Here is an 18683-nt window from a genome sequence, read left to right as displayed (position 1 = left end):
GAAGTGAGGCTTTATCACCAAATCTAAAATAGATTAAGCGTTAACGTGATCAACTGCGTCACGAACAAGCTTGCCTAGTTCGTCCCACTTACCTTCGTCGATAAGGTTAGTTGGAACCATCCAAGTACCGCCACACGCAAGAACAGAAGGGATCGATAGGTATTCATCAACATTCTTCAAGCTTACGCCACCAGTAGGCATGAATTTAACAGGGTAAACTGCTGTTAGTGCTTTAAGCATACCAGTACCGCCTGAAGGCTCAGCAGGGAAGAACTTCAACGTGCGAAGGCCCATTTCCATTGCTTGCTCAACTAGGCTTGGGTTGTTAACACCCGGTACGATTGCAACACCTTTGTCGATACAGTATTGAACAGTACGTGGGTTAAAACCTGGGCTTACGATGAAATCAACGCCAGCTTCGATAGATGCGTCAACTTGCTCGTTAGTCAGTACAGTGCCTGAACCGATTAGCATGTCTGGGAATTCTTTACGCATGATGCGAATCGCTTCGATTGCACATTCTGTACGCAGTGTGATTTCTGCACATGGCATACCGTTTTCAACCAACGCTTTACCTAGAGGGATAGCGTCTTCAGCACGGTTGATAGCGATTACAGGGATTACTTTTAGGTTTGCTAGTTGTTCATTTAATGTCGTCATGAATTATTTCTCACGTCAAATGTGGGCCTGCTTTCAACTAAGCAAACCCTTGATTAATAGTTAAAGTGCGTAATTATAGAGACAGATCGGGCGTCGCTTCTAGAGGAATGATAGCACCTGGATGCTGAATCACGGTTCCTGCAACAATATGACCTGCAAATGCAGCATCACGAGCACTACCGCCGCTCAAGCGCTTGGCCAAGAAGCCTGCACTGAACGAGTCGCCAGCTGCGGTAGTATCAACGATTTTGTCTACAGGGTTGGGTGCAACGTACTGAGCGCTTTGGCTTTCAACCACTAAGCAGTCTTTCGCGCCACGTTTAATGACGATCTCTTTCACACCAGACTCAGACGTACGTGTAATACATTGTTCAATGCTTTCGTCGCCGTATAGCTCTTGCTCATCATCAAACGTCAGCAGAGCCGTATCTGTGTACTTAAGCATTTTCAAGTACCAAGAAATCGCTTCTTGTTGGCTTTCCCAAAGTTTAGGACGGTAGTTATTGTCGAAGAATACTTGGCCGCCTTGAGCTTTGAATTTGTCTAAGAAGTTGAATAGCTGCGTGCGACCATTTTCTGTCAAGATTGCCAGCGTAATACCACTTAAGTAAACCGCGTCAAAAGAGAACAGCTTATCAAGAAGAGCAGGCGTGTCTTCCTGATCAAACATGAACTTCGCTGCAGCATCACTACGCCAGTAATGGAAGCTGCGTTCACCAGTTTCATCGGTCTCGATGTAATAAAGCCCTGGTTGTTTGTGATCGAGCTGAGCCACTAAGCTTGTATCGATACCTTCAGCTTGCCAATTTTTCAACATGTTGACGCTGAATGGGTCAGTGCCTAGTGCGGTTACATAGCTTGTTTGGATATCTTGCTCTTTTGTTAAGCGTGACAAGTAAAGTGCAGTATTCAGCGTATCGCCACCAAAACTTTGTTTAAGCCCGTCTTGTTTCTTTTGTAGCTCAACCATGCACTCGCCAATGACCGCGATGTTTAATGATTTCATATGCTTACCTTAGCAACTGAGGTTGCGCTAGTTATTATTTTAGGAAATCTTCACGCGCAGGGTTGAAGATATCAAGAAGGATGCTGTCTTGTTCTAGTGCAACCGCACCGTGCATCATGTGTTTACGAGCGAAGTAAGCATCGCCTTCTTTAAGCACTTTCTTCTCGCCGTCGATTTCAGCTTCGAAGCTACCACGGACAACATAACCGATTTGGTCGTGAATTTCGTGAGTATGAGGGTGACCAATCGCGCCCTTATCAAAACATAGGTGTACAGCCATAAGATCGTCAGTGTAAGCGACGATTTTACGCTTAATGCCGCCACCAAGTTCTTCCCATGGGTTTTCATCTAGGATAAAGAAAGAGTTCATTGTGTATCTCCTAATCTGTTTAAATCTTTTAAGTGTTACTTAACTTGCATCCATCATAAGGGAATGAGCTCAATTGTAATACAATATATCTAAATTTGTGTGATATTGATCAAGCGATACTTTATATAGCGTAAATAAATCAATAACTTAATAAATGACCGATATTTATCATTAGTCATTTACATCAATGACTTACGGTTGATTATGTGACTCTAATCATCATTTGGTAACGAATAGGTATAATTAAAGCTCTTATTGTATTACTTTATATGGAGTTTGAGAATTTAATCAAAGTTTAAGCAGATAAACTCTTTATTGAGGGTGACAAAGAATATGACGACTAAACCAGTATTGTTGACTGAAGCTGAAATCGAACAGCTTCATCTTGAAGTGGGCCGTTCTAGTTTAATGGGCAAAACCATTGCAGCGAACGCGAAAGACCTAGAAGCATTCATGCGTTTACCTATTGATGTTCCAGGTCACGGTGAAGCAGGGGGTTACGAACATAACCGCCATAAGCAAAATTACACGTACATGAATCTAGCTGGTCGCATGTTCTTGATCACTAAAGAGAAAAAGTACGCTGACTTTGTTACAGAATTACTAGAAGAGTACGCAGACAAATACCTAACGTTTGATTACCACGTACAGAAAAACACCAACCCTACCGGCCGTTTGTTCCACCAAATTCTGAACGAACACTGCTGGTTAATGTTCTCAAGCTTAGCTTACTCTTGTGTTGCTTCAACACTGACACAAGAACAACGTGACAACATTGAGTCTCGCATTTTCGAACCAATGCTAGAAATGTTTACCGTTAAATACGCACACGACTTCGACCGCATTCACAACCACGGTATTTGGGCAGTAGCCGCTGTGGGTATCTGTGGTCTTGCTTTAGGCAAGCGTGAGTACCTTGAAATGTCAGTGTACGGCATCGACCGTAACGACACTGGCGGTTTCTTAGCGCAAGTTTCTCAACTGTTTGCACCTTCTGGTTACTACATGGAAGGCCCTTACTACCACCGTTATGCGATTCGCCCAACGTGTGTGTTCGCTGAAGTGATTCACCGCCACATGCCTGAAGTTGATATCTACAACTACAAAGGCGGCGTGATTGGCAACACAGTACAAGCGATGCTTGCGACGGCTTACCCGAACGGTGAGTTCCCGGCTCTGAATGATGCTTCTCGTACTATGGGTATCACAGACATGGGTGTTCAAGTTGCCGTCAGTGTTTACAGCAAGCATTACTCTTCTGAAAACGGCGTAGACCAAAACATTCTCGGTATGGCGAAGATTCAAGACGCAGTATGGATGCATCCATGTGGTCTTGAGTTATCTAAAGCCTACGAAGCCGCTTCTGCTGAGAAAGAAATCGGCATGCCTTTCTGGCCAAGTGTTGAGTTGAACGAAGGCCCTCAAGGTCACAACGGCGCACAAGGTTTTATCCGTATGCAGGATAAGAAAGGCGACGTTTCTCAGCTAGTGATGAACTACGGTCAACACGGCATGGGTCACGGCAACTTCGATACGCTGGGCATTTCTTTCTTCAACCGCGGTCAAGAAGTGCTGCGTGAATACGGCTTCTGTCGTTGGGTGAACGTTGAGCCTAAATTCGGCGGCCGTTACCTAGACGAAAACAAATCTTACGCTCGTCAAACGATTGCTCACAACGCAGTAACGATTGATGAAAAATGTCAGAACAACTTTGATGTTGAACGTGCAGACTCAGTACACGGTTTACCTCACTTCTTTAAAGTAGAAGACGAGCAAATCAACGGTATGAGTGCATTTGCTAACGATCACTACCAAGGCTTTGACATGCAACGCAGCGTGTTCATGCTAAACCTTGAAGAGCTAGAATCTCCGCTACTATTAGACCTTTACCGTTTAGATTCTGAGAAAGGCGGCGAAGGCGAACATCAATACGACTACTCACACCAATATCAAGGTCAGATTGTTCGTACTAACTTCGAATACCAAGCAAACAAAGAGCTGAACACTCTAGGTGACGATTTCGGTTACCAACACTTATGGAACGTGGCAAGCGGTGAAGTGAAGGGCACAGCACTTGTAAGCTGGCTACAAAACAACACTTACTACACGTGGCTAGGTGCAACGTCTAACGACAATGCTGAAGTGATTTTTACTCGAACAGGCGCTAACGATCCAAGCTTCAACCTACGTTCAGAGCCTGCGTTCATTCTACGTAACAAAGGAGAAACAACACTGTTTGCTTCTGTTGTTGAAACGCACGGTTACTTCAACGAAGAGTTCGAGCAATCAGTTAATGCACGTGGTGTTGTGAAAGACATCAAGGTAGTGGCTCACACGAATATCGGTTCGGTAGTTGAGATCACCACAGAGAAATCAAACGTGACAGTGATGATCAGCAACCAACTCGGCGCGACTGACAGCACTGAACACAAAGTAGAGCTGAACGGCAAAGTATACAGCTGGACAGGCTTCTACTCAGTAGAAACAACTTTAAACCCAGAATTAGCAGAGCAAGGGAAATAATAATGAGCTATCAACCACTTTTACTTAACTTTGATGAAGCAGCAGAGCTTCGTAAAGAACTTGGCAAGGATAGCCTTTTAGGTAACGCACTGACTCGCGACATTAAACAAACTGACGCTTACATGGCTGAAGTTGGCATTGAAGTACCAGGTCACGGTGAAGGCGGCGGTTACGAGCACAACCGTCATAAGCAAAACTACATCCATATGGATCTAGCAGGTCGTTTATTCCTTATTACTGAGGAAACAAAGTACCGTGATTACATCGTTGATATGTTAACAGCGTACGCGACGGTATACCCAACATTGGAAAGCAACGTAAGCCGTGACACTAACCCTCCGGGTAAGCTGTTCCACCAAACGTTGAACGAGAACATGTGGATGCTTTACGCTTCTTGTGCGTACAGCTGCATTTACCACACTATCTCTGAAGAGCAGAAGCGCCTTATCGAAGACGATCTTCTTAAGCAAATGATCGAAATGTTCGTTGTTACTTACGCACACGACTTCGATATCGTACACAACCACGGCCTATGGGCAGTGGCTGCGGTAGGTATCTGTGGCTACGCGATCAACGATCAAGAATCTGTAGATAAAGCACTTTACGGCCTGAAACTGGACAAAGTAAGCGGCGGTTTCCTAGCGCAACTTGACCAACTGTTCTCGCCAGACGGCTACTACATGGAAGGTCCTTACTACCACCGTTTCTCTCTACGTCCAATCTACCTGTTCGCAGAAGCGATTGAACGTCGTCAGCCAGAAATTGGTATTTACGAATTTAACGATTCAGTGATCAAGACAACGTCTTACTCTGTATTCAAAACTGCATTCCCAGACGGCACATTACCTGCTCTGAACGATTCATCGAAGACGATCTCTATCAACGATGAAGGCGTGATCATGGCGACGTCTGTGTGTTTCCACCGTTACGAGCAGACTGAAACTCTGCTTGGTATGGCTGATCACCAAAAAAATGTTTGGGTTCATGCTTCTGGTAAAACACTGTCTGATGCGGTTGGTGCAGCAGACGACATCAAACCATTCAACTGGGGTAGCCTGTTTGTAACAGACGGCCCTGAAGGCGAAAAAGGCGGCGTAAGCATCCTGCGTCACCGTGACGAGCAAGACGACGACACAATGGCGTTGATCTGGTTTGGTCAGCACGGCAGCGACCACCAGTACCACTCTGCACTAGACCACGGTCACTACGACGGCCTGCACATAAGCGTATTCAACCGTGGCCACGAAATACTGCACGATTACGGCTTTGGTCGTTGGGTAAACGTTGAGCCTAAGTTTGGCGGTCGTTACATCCCAGAGAACAAGTCTTACTGTAAGCAGACGGTTGCTCACAACACAGTAACGGTTGATCAGAAAACGCAGAATAACTTCAACACAGCATTGGCTGAGTCTAAGTTTGGTCAGAAGCACTTCTTCGTAGCAGACGACCAGTCTCTACAAGGTATGAGCGGCACGATTTCTGAGTACTACACTGGCGTAGACATGCAGCGCAGTGTGATTCTTGCTGATCTTCCTGAGTTCGAAAAGCCTTTAGTAATTGATGTTTACCGCATCGAAGCTGACGCTGAGCACCAGTACGACCTACCCGTTCACCACTCTGGTCAAATCATTCGTACTGACTTCGATTACAACATGGAAACAACGCTTAAGCCGTTAGGTGAAGACAACGGTTACCAACATCTGTGGAACGTTGCTTCAGGCAAAGTGAACGAAGAAGGTTCTCTAGTAAGCTGGCTACATGACAGCAGCTACTACAGCCTAGTAACCAGCGCTAATGCGGGCAGCGAAGTTATCTTTGCTCGCACTGGTGCTAACGATCCAGACTTCAACCTTAAGAGTGAGCCTGCGTTCATCTTACGTCAGTCTGGTCAAAACCATGTGTTTGCTTCTGTATTGGAAACACACGGTTACTTTAACGAGTCTATCGAAGCCTCTGTAGGCGCTCGTGGTCTGGTTAAATCAGTGTCTGTTGTTGGCCATAACAGTGTCGGGACTGTTGTGCGCATTCAAACGACATCTGGCAACACTTACCACTACGGTATTTCAAACCAAGCTGAAGACACGCAGCAAGCAACTCACACTGTTGAGTTCGCGGGTGAGACATACTCGTGGGAAGGATCATTCGCTCAACTGTAAATGATTAACATATATGCCGTTTAACGATGGCATGTATTGATGTGGTGCTTTGCGGGAACGAAGCATCACATTGAATTCAGTCGTGATTGAAAAATCGTTCGTTGATACCAACAACGACTGAAACATCGGGAATAAGTCAAATCGAGTAACTCACTGCGAGTTGCTCGGTTTTTTTATGTGTGCTGCTTTTATAAGGGGAAGAGAGAGGGCTACAGAGCTTCCCTTTTCCTTCGAATCCGACAGAGTGGGCTAAAGTATAATTTAGGATTTAAAATTGAAGGGATTCAAGGATGAAGTGGTTATTGGCAATAGTTACGATGTCTGGCGTCGCATTGGCGGCAGAAAATAACAATGTTGAGGTGAGCAGTGAGCATTTCGTCCGTTATCAATACCAAGACAAAGTCAGTTACGGAAAGCTAGACAATGACGCTGTGTTACCGGTCATCGGCGATATCTTTGGAGAATATTCGGTAGCAAAAAAATCGATCTCGTTAGAGTCGGTTGAGGTGTTACTGCCGACAAAACCAGAGAAAGTCTTCGCCGTCGGGATGAACTTCGCCAGTCACCTAGCATCATCTGCCGATGCACCACCGCCGATGTTTCTTAAACTTCCTTCTTCTTTGATTCTTACAGGTGAAGTGATTCAAGTGCCACCAAAAGCAAGAAATGTTCATTTTTAGGGCGAGCTGGTGGTTGTGATTGGGAAAGAGCTCAGTCAAGCTAGTGAAGAAGAAGCCGAGCAAGCGATCTTTGGTGTCACGGTGGGTAACTATATTACAGAGAGGAGCTGGCAAGGCACGGATTTACAATGGTTACGAGCGAAAGCTTCAGATGGCTTTGGCCCCATTGGTAATACGATTGTTCGTGGTATCGATTATAACAACGTGCAATTAACCACGCGTGTAAATGGCAAGGTTGTTCAACAAGAGAATACTTCGTTTATGATTCACAAACCTACAAAAGTCATCAGCTACTTGAGCCACTATTTTACCCTCAAACCGGGCGATCTTATTTTCATGGGAACGCCGGGAAGAACCTATGCTTTGTCCGACAAGGACCAAGTGAGTGTCACGATTGAAGGGATAGGGACTGTGGTCAACGAAGTGCGGTTCTGATGGAATTGAATTAGCGTTGGGAGCTACAGAGCTTATGTCTGAATCTGCAGTACGTAGACGACTTGAACCTATTCATTTGAACTAGGTTAACTTGTGTAGTGAATAAACTAACCGTTTTTCGGTTCCATTATTTTAGCCCAATTGAGTGATGTTTTTGGAAGCGATCAGAGAAAACGAGAATGACGGACCTACATGCTCGGCGAGGGTTTTGTTAGTGGTGTAACACAGTGTTTCTAGCTAAGAGAAATTAGATGCTTTCTAAGTGTTTGATTCATTGAGTAAATTAATAGAGAGCGACTCGTTGCTATTTTACTCAATTGGCGCTAGGTTGAAATCCTGTTATAGTGATCCTTAAATAATACATAAACATAACATATAAAATAAGTGAACTTATGGTTAGCACTTTTAATTCAATCTCGGGCTCGAAGCGCAGCCTGCACGTGCAAGTAGCGCGTGAAATCGCTCGTGGAATCTTGTCTGGTGAACTGCCACAAGGTTCTATTATTCCTGGTGAAATGGCGCTGTGTGAACAGTTTGGTATCAGCCGTACGGCACTTCGTGAAGCCGTTAAACTACTGACTTCTAAAGGTCTGTTAGAGTCCCGCCCGAAAATCGGTACTCGTGTAGTAGACCGCGCATACTGGAACTTCCTTGATCCTCAACTGATTGAATGGATGGACGGCCTAACCGACGTAGACCAATTCTGTTCACAGTTCTTAGGCCTTCGCCGTGCGATTGAACCTGAAGCGTGTGCATTGGCGGCAAAATTTGCGACGGCTGAACAACGTATCGAGCTTTCAGAGATCTTCCAAAAGATGGTAGAAGTAGATGAAGTTGAAGTGTTTGACCAAGAACGTTGGACAGACATTGATACTCGTTTCCATAGCTTGATCTTCAATGCGACAGGTAACGACTTCTATCTACCGTTCGGCAATATTCTGACTACGATGTTTGTTAACTTCATCGTGCATTCTTCTGAAGAGGGAAGCACATGTATTAATGAACACCGCAGAATCTATGAAGCTATCATGGCCGGTGATTGTGACAAGGCTAGAATTGCTTCTGCCGTTCACTTGCAAGATGCCAACCACCGTTTGGCTACAGCGTAATAGAAATGATTTAAAGCGCACCTAAGCCATCTCACATCGAGATGAACAGGCACACGCTCAGATAAATGATTTAAAAAGGTATGCCAAGTGCATGCCTTTTTTGTTTTTAGAAAGCGTGTTGCACCATGTGTAGCACTATTTTGGGTCAGCCTTTTCGCTACGTCAGTTAAGCTATTCTTCCTCGTTACAACCCGCCTTATTTTTAACGTCTGGGTAACAATCCCCAAGTATCGTTCTAAACACACATTTTTAGACTGTCCGTATCAGACAAATAGTTATGCGACAGCCGGGATTTTTTACTTCTAAGTATTCTAAATCTGGGATAACACAAACAGGGTTCGTGGATTTAATATTTAGATATTTAAATTGAATTCTAATGATATTACCCGCTCGATTTCGATAAAAACACTGGTTTATTGTGTGATTAATGGGCTGGGTTGTCCTTTGGCTTGGCTTTGATTATTTTTGAGGGCTTTATATTTATATGTATTTGGTTGCATTTTTAATTTAGTGCGTAAAGTCTTACTTGTTTGTGTAAGTTTCTGATTTAAATTATTATTTTGTTTTATTTTTTGATTGGTCAAATTTTTATCTAAAATATCAGTAATTGCCTTGATGGATTGGCCATATTCCATCCTATGTCATATATATAATTAACTTAATCAATTAAAATAAGATCACCATCACTTATTTGGATTATTGTACTACAAATAAAGAGTCGAATTTCCTATAGTCCTCGTAACAAATTATAACGGACAAAGGATACACGATGGAACTCAACACGATTATTGTCGGCATTTATTTCCTATTCTTGATTGCGATAGGTTGGATGTTTAGAACATTTACAAGCACTACTAGTGACTACTTCCGCGGGGGCGGTAACATGTTGTGGTGGATGGTTGGTGCAACCGCCTTTATGACCCAGTTTAGTGCATGGACATTCACCGGTGCAGCAGGTAAAGCGTATAACGATGGTTTCGCTGTAGCGGTCATCTTCGTAGCCAACGCATTTGGTTACTTCATGAACTACGCGTACTTCGCGCCGAAATTCCGTCAACTTCGCGTTGTTACGGTAATTGAAGCGATTCGTATGCGTTTTGGTGCGACCAACGAACAAGTATTCACTTGGTCTTCAATGCCGAACTCAGTGGTATCTGCGGGTGTGTGGTTAAACGCATTGGCAATCATCGCTTCGGGTATCTTCGGTTTCGACATGAACATGACTATCTGGGTGACTGGCCTAGTGGTGTTGGCGATGTCGGTAACAGGTGGTTCATGGGCGGTAATCGCATCTGACTTCATGCAGATGGTTATCATCATGGCGGTAACGGTAACTTGCGCGGTTGTAGCGGTTGTTCAAGGTGGTGGTGTTGGTGAGATTGTTAACAACTTCCCAGTGCAAGATGGTGGTTCGTTCCTTTGGGGCAACAACATCAACTACCTAAGCATCTTTACGATTTGGGCATTCTTCATCTTCGTCAAGCAATTCTCTATTACTAACAACATGCTTAACTCTTACCGTTACCTAGCTGCTAAAGACTCAAAGAATGCAAAGAAAGCCGCACTGCTTGCTTGTGTGTTGATGTTGTGTGGTGTGTTTATTTGGTTCATGCCTTCTTGGTTCATTGCAGGTCAAGGTGTCGATTTATCAGCGGCTTACCCGAATGCAGGTAAAAAAGCGGGTGATTTTGCTTACCTATACTTTGTACAAGAGTACATGCCAGCAGGTATGGTTGGTCTATTAGTTGCCGCGATGTTTGCAGCGACAATGTCTTCAATGGACTCAGGTCTAAACCGTAACTCAGGTATCTTTGTTAAGAACTTCTACGAAACAATCGTTCGTAAAGGTCAAGCATCAGAGAAAGAGTTAGTAACCGTATCTAAAATTACTTCAGCGGTATTTGGTTTCGCTATTATCCTAATCGCACAGTTCATCAACTCATTAAAAGGTTTGAGCCTGTTTGATACGATGATGTACGTGGGTGCGTTAATCGGCTTCCCTATGACGATTCCTGCATTCCTTGGTTTCTTCATCAAGAAGACTCCGGACTGGGCTGGTTGGGGCACGCTAGTTGTTGGTGGTATCGTATCTTATGTGGTTGGTTTTGTTATCGACGCAGAGATGGTAGCAGCGGCGTTTGGTCTTGATACTCTAACAGGACGTGAATGGTCTGATGTTAAAGTTGCGATTGGTCTGATTGCTCACATCACGCTAACTGGTGGCTTCTTCGTACTATCTACGATGTTCTACAAGCCTCTATCAAAAGAACGTCAAGCGGATGTTGATAAGTTCTTTGGCAACTTAGATACACCATTAGTAGCTGAATCGGCAGAGCAAAAAGTGTTGGATAACAAACAACGTCAAATGCTTGGTAAACTGATTGCGGTAGCGGGTGTTGGTATCATGTTGATGGCTCTTCTGACTAACCCAATGTGGGGACGCCTAGTCTTCATCTTATGTGGTGTGATAGTTGGTGGTGTCGGTGTTCTACTTGTGAAAGCGGTCGATGACGGCGGCAAGCAAGCGAAAGCAGTAACCGAAAGCTAATACATAGAAACGTTTATAATAGAATGCGACGACTCGAAAGGGCGTCGCATTTTTTATTCTGCGGAACCGGAAAACCGTCAGGTGAAAGATATCTGACCTAAATCACGAAAACTGTACAAAGTGGTTCAATCGAATCGAAATACATTCAATTGTCCTACAATAAGACGTATATTATTGCTAATTCCTTTCAATCAACTTGAAAAATAAGTGAGTTAGAATGAGCGACCAAAAATCTCTTGATGCAATCAGGAAGATGAAGCTGGAAAACGATACTTCAGCAGGTAATCTTGTAGACCTACTCCCTATCGAAGTTCAAACACGTGACTTTGACCTATCATTCCTAGACACCTTGAGCGAAGCACGTCCGCGTCTTCTTGTTCAAGCTGATCAGTTAGAAGAATTCAAAGCGAAAGTGAAAGCTGATGAAGCTCACTGCATGTTTGATGACTTCTACAACAACTCGACAGTTAAGTTCCTTGAGACTGCTCCTTTTGAAGAGCCTCAAGCGTACCCAGCTGAGACGGTAGGTAAAGCTTCTCTATGGCGTCCTTATTGGCGTCAAATGTACGTTGATTGCCAAATGGCACTGAACGCGACACGTAACCTAGCGATTGCTGGTGTTGTGAAAGAAGATGAAGCGCTCATTGCGAAAGCAAAAGCTTGGACTCTAAAACTGTCTACGTACGATCCAGAAGGCGTGACTTCTCGTGGCTATAACGATGAAGCGGCTTTTCGTGTTATCGCTGCTATGGCTTGGGGTTACGACTGGCTACACGGCTACTTCACAGATGAAGAACGTCAGCAAGTTCAAGATGCTTTGATTGAGCGTCTAGACGAAATCATGCACCACCTGAAAGTGACGGTTGATCTATTAAATAACCCGCTAAACAGCCACGGTGTTCGTTCTATCTCTTCTGCTATCATCCCAACGTGTATCGCGCTTTACCATGATCACCCGAAAGCAGGCGAGTACATCGCTTACGCTCTAGAATACTACGCAGTACACTACCCACCATGGGGTGGTGTAGACGGCGGTTGGGCTGAAGGTCCAGACTACTGGAACACACAAACGGCATTCCTAGGCGAAGCATTCGACCTATTGAAAGCATACTGTGGCGTAGACATGTTTAACAAAACATTCTATGAAAACACCGGTGACTTCCCGCTTTATTGTATGCCTGTTCACTCTAAGCGCGCGAGCTTCTGTGACCAGTCTTCAATCGGCGATTTCCCAGGTCTAAAACTGGCTTACAACATCAAGCACTACGCAGGTGTTAACCAGAAGCCTGAGTACGTTTGGTACTACAACCAACTGAAAGGCCGTGATACTGAAGCACACACTAAATTCTACAACTTTGGTTGGTGGGACTTCGGTTACGACGATCTTCGTTTTAACTTCCTTTGGGATGCACCTGAAGAGAAAGCACCATCGAACGATCCACTGTTGAAAGTATTCCCAATCACGGGTTGGGCTGCATTCCACAATAAGATGACTGAGCGTGATAACCATATTCACATGGTATTCAAATGTTCTCCGTTTGGCTCAATCAGCCACTCTCACGGTGACCAAAACGCATTTACGCTTCATGCATTTGGTGAAACGCTAGCGTCAGTAACAGGTTACTACGGTGGATTCGGTGTAGACATGCACACTAAGTGGCGTCGTCAAACGTTCTCTAAAAACCTTCCACTGTTTGGCGGTAAAGGTCAGTACGGCGAGAACAAGAACACAGGCTACGAAAACCACCAAGATCGCTTCTGTATCGAAGCGGGCGGCACTATCTCTGACTTCGACACAGAATCTGATGTGAAGATGGTTGAAGGTGATGCAACGGAATCTTACAAGTACTTCGTTCCTGAAATCGAATCTTACAAGCGTAAAGTCTGGTTCGTTCAAGGTAAAGTATTCGTAATGCAAGACAAGGCAACGCTTTCTGAAGAGAAAGACATGACTTGGCTAATGCACACAACTTTCGCAAACGAAGTGGCAGACAAGTCTTTCACTATCCGCGGCGAAGTTGCACACCTAGACGTAAACTTCATCAACGAGTCTGCTGATAACATCACTTCAGTTAAGAACGTTGAAGGCTTCGGCGAAGTTGACCCATACGAGTTCAAAGATCTTGAAATCCACCGTCACGTTGAAGTGGAATTCAAGCCATCGAAAGAGCACAACATCCTGACGCTTCTCGTTCCTAATAAGAACGAAGGCGAGCAAGTTGAAGTGTCTCATAAGCTTGAAGGCAACACGCTACTACTCAATGTTGACGGTGAAACGGTTTCAATCGAACTGTAATCCGCTGAAGTAACAGAAGCTAGATATTAAAAACTCCGAGTGAAAGCTCGGAGTTTTTTTGTTTGGCTAGCCAGTTAAATTGGATAAGTCAGTTAAGTTGTATTAGCTGGCAACGTCGGGAACCCCATCAGGTTGAAAGAAAACTAAATGGCCAAGAGATCAATCGCTTCTCGATGCCAAGTCAGTCGCTCGAGGGTTAAACCTGGAAGCTGATACACACAAAGACTGGGTATGTACTTAGCCACTATGCTCAATGAAATGTGCAGGAGTCGTATACGAGACCCGCATGTCTCGCTTTGTTAGAAGAATAGGGCGCCAACCCCTTTTTCGTAAATACTGATATGACTTACTTCTGCGTGAACAGTTTAATCACTGGCTGAGTAAGGGAGTAGTGAACTATACATAGGTAAAGGCGTAGCTTGTTCTTACTAATCGTATGACATTTAACGAATGTTATTTCATCAATAGACGGTTTTTAAAGTGGCAAATAGTTCCTGTAAGTACAAAGCGTGACCCATATTTTCTCGTAAAGTGAATCCCCGTCACAACTTGCATCGAACCATCGAATCAATGCCCTAAAACTATTGCGTAACGGAAAAGACGTCGTTATTATAATGACCATATAATCATACAATACTATATTTGGAGTTTGAACATGACTAAACCTGTAATCGGTTTCATTGGCCTAGGTCTTATGGGCGGCAACATGGTTGAAAACCTACAAAAGCGCGGCTACCACGTAAACGTAATGGATCTAAGCGCTGAAGCTGTTGCTCGCGTTACAGATCGCGGCAATGCGACTGCATTCACTTCTGCTAAAGAACTAGCTGCTGCAAGTGACATCGTTCAGTTTTGTCTTACAACTTCAGCTGTTGTTGAAAAAATCGTTTACGGCGAAGACGGCGTTCTAGCGGGCATCAAAGAAGGCGCAGTACTAGTAGACTTCGGTACTTCTATCCCTGCTTCTACTAAGAAAATCGGCGCAGCTCTTGCTGAAAAAGGCGCGGGCATGATCGACGCACCTCTAGGTCGTACTCCTGCACACGCTAAAGATGGTCTTCTGAACATCATGGCTGCTGGCGACATGGAAACTTTCAACAAAGTTAAACCTGTTCTTGAAGAGCAAGGCGAAAACGTATTCCACCTAGGCGCTCTAGGTTCAGGTCACGTGACTAAGCTTGTAAACAACTTCATGGGTATGACAACTGTTGCGACTATGTCTCAAGCTTTCGCTGTTGCTCAACGCGCTGGTGTTGATGGCCAACAACTGTTTGACATCATGTCTGCAGGTCCATCTAACTCTCCGTTCATGCAATTCTGTAAGTTCTACGCGGTAGACGGCGAAGAGAAGCTAGGTTTCTCTGTTGCTAACGCAAACAAAGACCTTGGTTACTTCCTTGCTCTTTGTGAAGAGTTAGGTACTGAGTCTCTAATCGCTCAAGGTACTGCAACAAGCCTACAAGCTGCTGTTGATGCTGGCATGGGTAACAACGACGTACCAGTAATCTTCGACTACTTCGCTAAACTAGAGAAGTAATCGACGTGCGACCTCGCTAGGGTATTGCCTGTCTTTTTAGGCAGCGATACCTCAGCGAGGTTCGTTTTTATCTGCCATACCCAAACCTTTGTTCTCTCGTTAAAATCTTCTACTTCTACTTCTACTTCTACTTCTACTTCTATGATGCAAATAGAAGCGGTAAGACCGATTGGTATTGGGCAATCATAAAAAATAATGCGGTTAACTGCAGCTCCAAGAGCGGCAATAAAGGCTCAGCGGAATGTAAGAAAGCTTATATAAAGTTACCGCTTGGCCCGATAGCTGAAAAAGGCTCGGACAAATTTGATATTTACGTAGGTAACCAAAGATTAATCATCAACCATAACGACAGCACTGTAGTTAATCACGACATTAGCTATTGGAAAGATATGGTGAGTTATTATAAGGCTGGCGTTTATAACCAATTTAAAAATGGTGAAAGCGAAGCCCATTTCTACAAGTTAGCTTATTCAATAAAAAATAAACCTGTTATTACAGATTAGGGTAGTACTGCCTAATTTAATATTGATGGGTCTACAAATACTCGTTTGTTATTAAGGATAATTTGGATGTTCAAAAAAAATATGCTTGCTGTAGCTTTGCTATCAGCAGTACCTATTGTGTCGTTCGCAAATAACGGTGTTTCTTACCCCGTACCTGCCGATAAATTCGATATGCATAATTGGAAAATAACCATACCTTCAGATATTAATGAAGATGGTCGCGTTGATGAAATAGAAGGGGTCGCTATGATGAGCTACTCACATAGTGATTTCTTCCATCTTGATAAAGACGGCAACCTTGTATTTGAAGTGCAGAACCAAGCGATTACGACGAAAAACTCGAAGAATGCGCGTTCTGAATTACGACAAATGCCAAGAGGCGCAGATTTCTCTATCGATACGGCTGATAAAGGAAACCAGTGGGCACTGTCGAGTCACCCAGCGGCTAGTGAATATAGTGCTGTGGGCGGAACATTAGAAGCGACATTAAAAGTGAATCACGTCTCAGTTAACGCTAAGTTCCCAGAAAAATACCCAGCGCATTCTGTTGTGGTTGGTCAGATTCATGCTAAAAAACACAACGAGCTAATCAAAGCTGGAACCGGTTACGGTCACGGCAATGAACCACTAAAGATCTTCTATAAGAAGTTTCCTGATCAAGAAATGGGTTCAGTATTCTGGAACTATGAACGTAACCTAGAGAAAAAAGATCCTAACCGTGCCGATATCGCTTATCCAGTGTGGGGTAACACTTGGGAAAACCCAGCGGAACCGGGTGAAGCGGGCATTGCTCTTGGTGAAGAGTTTAGCTACAAAGTGGAAGTGAAAGGCACCATGATGTACCTAACGTTTGAAACAGAGCGTCACGATACGGTTAAGTATGAAATCGACCTGAGCAAGGGTATTGATGAGCTTGACTCACCAACGGGTTATGCTGAAGATGATTTCTATTACAAAGCGGGCGCATACGGCCAATGTAGCGTGAGCGATTCTCACCCTGTATGGGGGCCTGGTTGTGGCGGTACTGGCGATTTCGCTGTCGATAAAAAGAATGGCGATTACAACAGTGTGACTTTCTCAGCACTTAAGTTGAATGGTAAATAGTACATAACATAACCAATAAGCTAACTAGACGCAGTCCTTAAGGAATATTATCGAAGACCACTTAACCGATTGTTGAGTGGTCTTTTTGTTTTATATGAGCTTTAAGATGACCTTGGTATTAATGTGACCTTGGTATCACCGAGGGTGTGCTGAAGCCTACCAATGAAAAGTACAGCTAAAACAAAACAACCTTGTCAAAAGACAAGGTTGTTTTAGAAAGTTAGAGTAAAGCTCTGGTGGCAATTAGATACGGAGTTTAGTCATACATCAACTCTTTGGCTTTGTCGGCATCAAACTCTTTAAGAGACTTACGAGCCAAGTGACGGAATGGGAAAGCTTTAACTATCTCTTCGAATGGTTGGATAGCAAACGCCCAAAAGATAGAACCGTCTAATCCAAAGATGATCAATGCACACAATGGAATTGAAATTACCCATTGACCAGTAAAGTTGATTTTGAAGACTGCGGTCGTTTTTCCTAGTGCTCTTAATACATTCCCATGAACCGTGTTGTAGCCACGGACAATCGGCAAGAAGATGTAGAGTGGGGCGATAACGGCCAATGCTTGATAGGTAGACTCATCCAAGTTCGGGTAAATGTCACCAATGACCAGACTTAATCCTGCGAACAAGATTGCACACACAAAAGAAATGACTACTGCGATATCGATACTGGTATCGACGTTTTTGACTAGGTCATCCATCTTTTTAGAGCCAATCGCTTGGCTGATAGTAATCGCGGAAGAGTGAGCCCAAGCAGTAATAAATTGAGAGACAGCCCTGATCCAAGGCATCACTAAAGTAATCGCAACATACGCGTTGATGTTAAGTTGCGAATACAGTAACTGATAAATCGTTGCGCCAATCAATAGCATGGTTACATTTGCTGCGACAGGGAATATCTCGATAAAGTGACGACGAACGTTTGTCATGAACTCAGATTGCTGGGCGTCTAATTTGAGTGAAATTGCTGAGCTCAAATACACGCAAAGAACCAGATACACAAGGCGAAGGGTGATAGCAATAACACTGCCTAGCGCGGCGCCTTGAACACCAATACCTTCGAAATTCGAAAAGCCGTGAATGAGTCCATAAGAAAGTACAGCGTTGATCGGCAATTCAATCAAATACCCTTTAAATGGTATTTTGGTTCTTCCTAATGCATTAAATAGGGCGATAATCACTTGCGTTAATGCTGTGAAAATGACGAGATACTTTGAGATATCAAGGTAGTGGCTAATTTCTAGGTAAAGGGCTTTATCGTCGGTTAAGGCTTGAATTAAAGGCTGTTCTAAAAAGGTGAGCAGAAACCAAAATATTGTCGCGATACCTAAGTTGATGAACAGACCTGCCCAAAACGCTTTGGATAATGAAGCGGTGATGCCAGAACCCACGGCGCGGCTCAATACTAGCTGAGTGCCGTTTGCCAGCGCCATTTGAATACCGAGTACAAAGGCAACCATAGTCGTCGCAATTCCCATGGCAGCCAAAGGTATTTCACCAAGAGAAGAAACCAGCAGTGTATCGATCATCAACATCGACTGCATCAATATACCGTTTAGGGCTAGGGGCCAGGCGAGAGAGAAATTTTTCCTTACATACGATTGTGTAGACACAAACAACACCTTATGTGTGTAACCGTAAGTTTTCTCTGAGAGGACCCGAGTTCAACATTTAAAGATGAAACACTACGGTAATGGATGGTTAAAAATGGGCGCTAAAACATGACTGACTCGTGTATTGGGATACACGAGTCA

At 44.0% G+C, this 18683-nt stretch carries 12 protein-coding genes and 1 pseudogene; 8 read left to right on the top strand and 5 right to left on the bottom strand.

What is annotated here, in order from left to right; translation table 11 throughout:
• Positions 1-33: 33 nt before the first annotated feature.
• The 3 genes from AC3CIA_RS09410 to AC3CIA_RS09400 all read right to left on the bottom strand — a co-directional run bounded on the left by AC3CIA_RS09410 (position 34) and on the right by AC3CIA_RS09400 (position 2036).
• On the bottom strand, positions 34-660 hold the full coding sequence (locus AC3CIA_RS09410; protein ID WP_017069898.1) for a bifunctional 4-hydroxy-2-oxoglutarate aldolase/2-dehydro-3-deoxy-phosphogluconate aldolase: 627 nt from the start codon (positions 658-660) through the stop codon (positions 34-36).
• Between the two features lie 73 nt (positions 661-733).
• A complete protein-coding gene (kdgK, locus tag AC3CIA_RS09405; RefSeq protein WP_146454185.1) occupies positions 734-1666 on the bottom strand; it encodes a 2-dehydro-3-deoxygluconokinase in 933 nt (310 codons plus the stop codon).
• 34 nt (positions 1667-1700) lie between these two features.
• Positions 1701-2036, bottom strand: coding sequence for a cupin domain-containing protein (locus AC3CIA_RS09400; RefSeq protein WP_004733502.1), 336 nt, complete (start codon positions 2034-2036; stop codon positions 1701-1703).
• A 333-nt stretch (positions 2037-2369) separates the two neighbouring features.
• Between AC3CIA_RS09400 and AC3CIA_RS09395 the strand changes: the two genes are divergently transcribed.
• The 4 genes and pseudogenes from AC3CIA_RS09395 to AC3CIA_RS09380 all read left to right on the top strand — a co-directional run bounded on the left by AC3CIA_RS09395 (position 2370) and on the right by AC3CIA_RS09380 (position 8939).
• Positions 2370-4559 (top strand): heparinase II/III domain-containing protein, encoded by a 2190-nt coding sequence (locus tag AC3CIA_RS09395; protein ID WP_488518034.1) that lies wholly within the window; start codon positions 2370-2372, stop codon positions 4557-4559.
• A gap of 2 nt (positions 4560-4561) precedes the next feature.
• Entirely contained in the window at positions 4562-6715 is a 2154-nt protein-coding gene (locus AC3CIA_RS09390; RefSeq protein WP_488518033.1) for a heparinase II/III domain-containing protein, read from the top strand.
• A gap of 317 nt (positions 6716-7032) precedes the next feature.
• Positions 7033-7830: pseudogene (locus tag AC3CIA_RS09385) on the top strand (fumarylacetoacetate hydrolase family protein).
• 392 nt (positions 7831-8222) lie between these two features.
• Positions 8223-8939: a FadR/GntR family transcriptional regulator gene (locus AC3CIA_RS09380; protein WP_488518032.1), complete on the top strand. Its 717-nt coding sequence runs from the start codon at positions 8223-8225 to the stop codon at positions 8937-8939.
• Positions 8940-9352: 413 nt separating this feature from the next.
• Here the strand turns inward: AC3CIA_RS09380 and AC3CIA_RS09375 are convergent, their stop codons facing one another.
• Complete coding sequence (locus AC3CIA_RS09375; protein WP_488518031.1) at positions 9353-9574, bottom strand: hypothetical protein; 222 nt, start codon at positions 9572-9574, stop codon at positions 9353-9355.
• A gap of 134 nt (positions 9575-9708) precedes the next feature.
• Here AC3CIA_RS09375 and AC3CIA_RS09370 point away from each other — a divergent pair, with 134 nt between their 5' ends.
• From AC3CIA_RS09370 to AC3CIA_RS09355, 4 genes are all read left to right on the top strand, one after another.
• Positions 9709-11487: a sodium:solute symporter family transporter gene (locus AC3CIA_RS09370; protein WP_017076740.1), complete on the top strand. Its 1779-nt coding sequence runs from the start codon at positions 9709-9711 to the stop codon at positions 11485-11487.
• A gap of 217 nt (positions 11488-11704) precedes the next feature.
• Positions 11705-13783: a DUF4962 domain-containing protein gene (locus tag AC3CIA_RS09365; RefSeq protein WP_371715968.1), complete on the top strand. Its 2079-nt coding sequence runs from the start codon at positions 11705-11707 to the stop codon at positions 13781-13783.
• A 655-nt stretch (positions 13784-14438) separates the two neighbouring features.
• Positions 14439-15320, top strand: coding sequence for an NAD(P)-dependent oxidoreductase (locus AC3CIA_RS09360; protein WP_004733521.1), 882 nt, complete (start codon positions 14439-14441; stop codon positions 15318-15320).
• Positions 15321-15889: 569 nt separating this feature from the next.
• Positions 15890-16927: a polysaccharide lyase family 7 protein gene (locus AC3CIA_RS09355; RefSeq protein ID WP_048607052.1), complete on the top strand. Its 1038-nt coding sequence runs from the start codon at positions 15890-15892 to the stop codon at positions 16925-16927.
• Between the two features lie 256 nt (positions 16928-17183).
• On the opposite strand, the gene AC3CIA_RS09350 is transcribed toward AC3CIA_RS09355, so the two are convergent.
• On the bottom strand, positions 17184-18551 hold the full coding sequence (locus AC3CIA_RS09350; RefSeq protein ID WP_488518030.1) for an MATE family efflux transporter: 1368 nt from the start codon (positions 18549-18551) through the stop codon (positions 17184-17186).
• Positions 18552-18683: the final 132 nt, after the last annotated feature.

This window comes from Vibrio sp. QJM3NY_27 (genome assembly GCF_057785955.1).
The sequence above is the reverse complement of the archived record's forward strand: the minus strand, read 5'-3'. Positions and strand labels throughout refer to the sequence as shown.